Raw genomic sequence first — 4,101 nt, 5'->3', positions numbered from 1 at the left:
GCCCCGGCCGACCCACACGTGCACGGTGTCCCGATCGGGCACCGGTAGCTGGCTCACGGAAAGAGGTTAACCATGTCAACCGAGGTCCGCGCCTTCGTCATCGAGCAGCTCGCCGACATGAACTACGACGTCGAGGGGATCGACGACGACACCACCCTTGGACCGTCCGGTGTGGACCTGGAGTCGCTGGCCCTCGCCGACCTGGCCGTCCGGGTGGAGGACCGCTACGGCCTGAAGTTCGCCGACGACGAGTCGGAGCAGCTCGCGCTGATGACCGTCGGCGAGTTCACCGCGATGGTCGCCGACCGGGTCGCCACGGCGACGAGCGACAAGTCCTGATGACCGGGCGGCCCGACCTGGGGCGAGCCGACCTGGTGGCGATGCTCGCCGAACTCACCGCGAAACCCGCCGCCGAGGTGCCCGAGCGGATCGGCTCGATGGAGCTGGCCTGGCTGGTGCACCTGGTGGAGCAGCGCTACGAGCAGCCACTCGACCTCACCGACGACCAGCTCGCGGACATCCGTACCGTCGACGACGCCCTGGCGGTCTTCCGGACCTCCCTGACCGCCGCCGCAGATGGCTGAGGCGCCCGCCGTCCAGCTCACCGGCGTGCACGCGACCAGCGCCCTCGGCCGGGGCGCGGCGGCGCAACTGGCCGGCGCGCTGGCCGGGACGCCGGCGTTCCGGCCGGTCCGCCGCTTCGACACCGGCAACCGCCGGGTGGACGCGGCGGCCACCCTGCCCGAGGTGGGCGACCTGCCCGACGAACTGGCCGAGTCGGTGACCGAGGCCTGCCGGGCGGCCGGGCTGGACGCCGCGCGGCGGGCCGGCTGCGCGCTGCTGCTGGCCGTGCACGGCGGCCCGGGAGCCCCGGCGCTCGCCGGCACCCTCGCCGGCTGGACCGGCCTCGGCGGCCCGACCCGGGTCTACACCACCGCCTGCGTCTCGGCGACCAGCGCGGTGGCCGACGCGGCGGCGCTGATCCGGCGCGGCGACACCGACCGGGTGGTCGTCGCCGCCGGTTACCTGGTCGAACCGGACCAGTACGCCCTCTTCGACGCCGGCCGCGCGCTGGCCACCGACGGTGCGGTACGCCCGTTCAGCGCCGGCCGCACCGGGCTGCTGCTCGGCGACGGGGTCGCCGCGGTGGTGCTGGAGTCCGCCCGGGCCGCCCGCCGGCCGCTGGTCGACCTGCTCGGCTGGGCCCGCGCCGGCGACGCGTACCACCCGTGCCAGCCGCACCCGGCCGGCCGTGGGATGGCCCGCGCGGTCAACGCCGCGCTGGACCGGGCGGGGCTGCCGTCCGAGGCGCTCGGCTACGTCAACGCCAACGCCACCGGCACCGGGCACAGCGACGCCGCCGAGGCGGCGGCCCTGCGCGCGGCGCTCGGCCCGGCGGCGGCGGGCGTCCCGGTCAGCTCCACCAAGGCGCTGCACGGGCACGCGCTGGAGGCGTCCGGGCTGCTCGAACTGGTGGTCACCGGGCTGGCGCTGCGGCACGGCAAGCTGCCGGTGAACGCCGGCTGGCTCGGCCCCGACCCGCACTGCCCGCTGGACGTGATCCGGGACGCGCCCCGGCCCGCCGCGACCCGGTACGCGCTGACCCTCAACGCCGCCTTCGGTGGCGCGAACACCGCGCTGCTGGTCGGTGCGGCGTGACCGGGCCGGGTCGGGCCACCGGGCTCGCCGTACTGGCCGAGGCGGCCTGGCCCGAACCCGGCGACGGCCCGCCGCCGCCGCTGCCCGGGTACCTGCACTCGACGTTCAACCCGCTGGTCGCGGCGGTGGCCGAGCGCTGCCTCACCCGCGCCTACCGGGCGGCGCCCGCGCCGGACGGCGCCCGGTGCGCGATCGTGCTGGTCAGCGCCGAGGGCGACCGGGCCAGCGCGGCGCACGTACGGGCCACCGTGGCCGCCGGCCGCCGGCCCGGGCCGCTGTTCTTCTTCCAGTCGGTGCCCAACAGCGTGGCCGGGCACGTGGCCGCCCGCTGGGGGCTGGCCGGGCCGGTGCTCTGCCTCGCGCCGACCGGCGACCCGCGGGCCGACGGGATCGCCGCGGCCGACCTGCTGGTGCACGACGGCGACGCCGACGCGGCGTTGCTGGTCCTGATCGACGACGCACCCGACGACGGCGGTGCGGACTCAGCCGTCGCGGTGCTGCTGGGGGGAGGAGACATCCGATGAGGAGCAGGGGACTGCGCGGTCGGCTGGCCGCCGACGAGCGGATCGGCGCCGGCAACGTGCTGGCCCGGGTGCTGGCGCACGACGCCGACCCGGACGGGCCAGGCCTCACCTTCGACACCGCTGTCGACGGCCACCCGGCCGAACACCCGCTCACCCTCGGCCAGCTCGACCAGCGGGTGGCCGCCCGGGCCGCCTGGCTGCACGCCCGGGGGATCGGGCCGCGCGACCCGGTAGCGGTCTGGGCCACCGCCGCCGCCGACATGGTGCTCAGCTACCTCGCGCTGACCCGACTCGGCGCGATCCCGGCGCTGATGAACGGCAAGCTCCGTCCGGAGATCGCCGCCGAGTACATCCGCCGGCTACGCGGCGTCGGCGTGCTGGCCGACGACGCGCACGCCGCGCTGCTGGCCGGGCACGAGCTCGGCGTACCGGTGCTCGGCAGCCCCGCCGAGGCGGGCGCCGGCGACCCGGCCGCCGCCCTGGCGCACTACCCGCACCACGGCGACGACCCGGTCGTCATCACCCACACCTCGGGCACCACCGGGGTGCCGAAGGCGGTGCTGCACTCGCACGCCAGCCTCTTCGCCGCCACCCGGCACCTGCTCACCATGCCGCAGGCGCAGGGCACCAGCCGGATCCTCAACGCGCTGCCCGCCCCGCACACCGCCACCGTGCTCATGGTCAACCAGGCGCTCGGCAACCGGGCGGAGATGTTCCTCCTCTCCGACCAGGGCGGCGAGCGGGTGCTCGACGCGATCCAGCGGTGGCGTCCGGACGGGGTGTTCGGCTTCTCGGTGACCTGGGCGGAACTGGCCCGCTTCGACCTGTCCGGATACGACCTGGACTCGGTGCGGCTGTGGTTCAACACCGGCGACTGCTCGCACGAGCCGCACATCCGCCGGCTGGTCGCGGTCGGCTCCCGGGACGTCGTCACCCGCGACGGCGTGGTCCGGGTGCCCGGCTCGGTCTTCATCGACGGCCTCGGCTCCAGCGAGATGGGGCACTCGATGTTCCACGTCACCCACCGCACCGACACCGACCGCTACGGCCGCTGCATCGGCCGGCCGTACCGGTTCACCAAGGTCGCCGTGCTCGACGAGCACGGCGACCCGGTGCCGCCCGGCCAGCCGGGTTGGCTCGGCATCGACTCGCCGTCGCTGTTCCGCGGCTACTGGAACGACTCGGTCACCACCTACCGGTTCCGCCAGCGCGGCTGGTACCTCACCGGCGACCTGGTCTATGCCGACGCCGACGGCCGGTACTACCACCTGGATCGAGCCGTCGACTCGGTCGACGCGGGCGACGGGCGGCGGTTCTACACAGCGATGTCCGAGGAGCGGATCCTCGCCGCCTGCGCCGACGTCACCGACTGCACGGTGGTGATCGTCGCCGACGGCGGCACCGTGGTCACCGACGTGCTGCTGGAACTCGCCGCCGGCGTCGACCCGGCCGAGGACCGCACCGAGCGGGTCCGCGCCGCCCTCGGCCCGGACGTCGGCGCCACCCTGCGCCGGGTGGTGCCGGTCCGCTCCACCGACATCCCGGTCACCGTCACCGGCAAGGTGCGCAAGGTCGCCCTGCGCGAGCGATACCTCACCGGGACCTCCGCATGACCGCCGTGATCACCGGGATGGGCCTGTTCACCCCGGTCGGGCGCGGCGTCTCGGCGACCTTCGACGCGCTCTGCGCCGGCCGGTCCGGGCTGGCCCGCCCGCCGGCCGGGCACCCCGCCGCCGACTGTTTGGAGGTCGCCGGCCTGCTGCCGCCGGTCGACCCGCGCTCGGTCGCGTCCGGACCGGAGACCCGGGTGCTGGACCGGATAGTGGTGCTCGCGCTGCACGCCGCTGCCGACGCGCTCGCCGACGCCGGCATCGAGGTGGGCCGGGACGTCGACCCGGGCCGGGTCGACGTCCCGGCC

6 protein-coding genes are annotated in these 4,101 nt (G+C 75.9%); all 6 read left to right on the top strand.

Going from position 1 to position 4,101, the window contains the following annotated elements; translation table 11 throughout:
• The first annotated feature begins 72 nt into the window (after positions 1-72).
• Positions 73-339 carry an acyl carrier protein gene (locus DLJ47_RS05810; RefSeq protein ID WP_088993997.1) on the top strand — a complete coding sequence of 89 codons (267 nt, stop codon included), beginning with the start codon at positions 73-75 and terminating at the stop codon, positions 337-339.
• The gene (locus DLJ47_RS05805) at positions 339-584 is read left to right on the top strand and encodes a hypothetical protein (RefSeq protein ID WP_109899055.1); all 246 of its coding nucleotides are present in this window, start codon (positions 339-341) and stop codon (positions 582-584) included. The genes DLJ47_RS05810 and DLJ47_RS05805 overlap by 1 nt, the downstream gene beginning before the upstream one ends.
• Positions 577-1,659, top strand: a complete 1,083-nt coding sequence (locus DLJ47_RS05800; protein WP_109899054.1) for a beta-ketoacyl synthase N-terminal-like domain-containing protein — start codon at positions 577-579, stop codon at positions 1,657-1,659. Before DLJ47_RS05805 ends, DLJ47_RS05800 begins: the two co-directional genes overlap by 8 nt.
• Positions 1,656-2,183, top strand: coding sequence for a beta-ketoacyl synthase chain length factor (locus DLJ47_RS05795; protein WP_109899053.1), 528 nt, complete (start codon positions 1,656-1,658; stop codon positions 2,181-2,183). Before DLJ47_RS05800 ends, DLJ47_RS05795 begins: the two co-directional genes overlap by 4 nt.
• A complete protein-coding gene (locus DLJ47_RS05790) occupies positions 2,180-3,796 on the top strand; it encodes a class I adenylate-forming enzyme family protein (protein WP_109899052.1) in 1,617 nt (538 codons plus the stop codon). Before DLJ47_RS05795 ends, DLJ47_RS05790 begins: the two co-directional genes overlap by 4 nt.
• A partial coding sequence (locus DLJ47_RS05785; RefSeq protein WP_274703357.1) for a beta-ketoacyl synthase N-terminal-like domain-containing protein occupies positions 3,793-4,101 on the top strand: 309 nt, incomplete at its 3' end. The genes DLJ47_RS05790 and DLJ47_RS05785, both read left to right, overlap by 4 nt.

It is taken from the genome of Micromonospora sp. S4605, assembly GCF_003176715.1.
GTDB lineage: Bacteria > Actinomycetota > Actinomycetes > Mycobacteriales > Micromonosporaceae > Micromonospora > Micromonospora echinaurantiaca.
The sequence above is the reverse complement of the archived record's forward strand: the minus strand, read 5'-3'. Positions and strand labels throughout refer to the sequence as shown.

Bases quoted from the DNA above. Each gene is read 5' to 3' on its own strand.
- DLJ47_RS05790 (WP_109899052.1), top strand. From the start codon at position 2,180: ATGAGGAGCAGGGGACTGCGCGGTCGGCTGGCCGCCGACGAGCGGATC.
- DLJ47_RS05805 (WP_109899055.1), top strand. From the start codon at position 339: ATGACCGGGCGGCCCGACCTGGGGCGAGCCGACCTGGTGGCGATGCTC.
- DLJ47_RS05810 (WP_088993997.1), top strand. From the start codon at position 73: ATGTCAACCGAGGTCCGCGCCTTCGTCATCGAGCAGCTCGCCGACATG.
- DLJ47_RS05800 (WP_109899054.1), top strand. From the start codon at position 577: ATGGCTGAGGCGCCCGCCGTCCAGCTCACCGGCGTGCACGCGACCAGC.